The organism is Vibrio sp. 1580 (assembly GCF_033340055.1).
In genome coordinates this window covers 1-711 of sequence record NZ_JAWOVT010000276.1, presented here as the reverse complement: position 1 = coordinate 711, position 711 = coordinate 1, and the positions used below count along the sequence as shown (strand labels likewise).

Annotated in this window: 1 pseudogene; it reads left to right on the top strand. The window is 48.2% G+C overall.

The features are described from left to right. Nucleotides 1–711 (top strand): annotated as a pseudogene (locus tag R7093_RS25495) (guanosine-5'-triphosphate,3'-diphosphate pyrophosphatase); the annotation flags it as partial.

Here is a 711-nt window from a genome sequence, read left to right as displayed (position 1 = left end):
GGTTTTGAAGCGAAAGCCCTCACCAGCCTAAAAATGGGCTGCGTGACATGGTTGGAGAACTTCTTTAAAGATCGCCAACTGAATGCCCGTAACTTCGAAGCTGCGATTGAAGGCGCAAAGCAAACCATCAAGCCAATCTTAGAACAGTACACCGATCTTGGTTGGGATGTGTGCGTAGGTGCATCTGGTACCGTTCAGGCGCTACAAGAAATCATGCTGGCGCAGGGTATGGACGAAGTAATTACTCACTCCAAACTTAAGCGTTTACAAAAGCAAGCCATGCTAGCCGATCATTTGGAAGAGCTCGACATCGAAGGTTTAACGCTTGAGCGTGCCTTGGTCTTCCCTAGCGGCCTGTCTATTCTTATCGCGATTTTCGAGTTACTTGAAATCGATGCGATGACACTCGCGGGCGGCGCATTGCGTGAAGGCTTGGTTTATGAAATGGTCGACGAGCTGCGTCAAAATGACATTCGTGCTCGCACCATTTGTAGCGTGCAAAGCCGTTATCAGCTTGATTGCCAATATGGTGAACAAGTGGCAACGCTGGCAGGTAAGCTTTTAGAGCAAGCCGGTGGCGATGAGTGGATTGCTGAGCCTCAAGGTAAAGTTCTGCTCGAAACCACAGCAAAATTGCACGAAATTGGCCTAACCATCGACTTTAAAAAAGGCGGTGAACATAGTGCTTACTTACTGCAAAACCTCGATTTG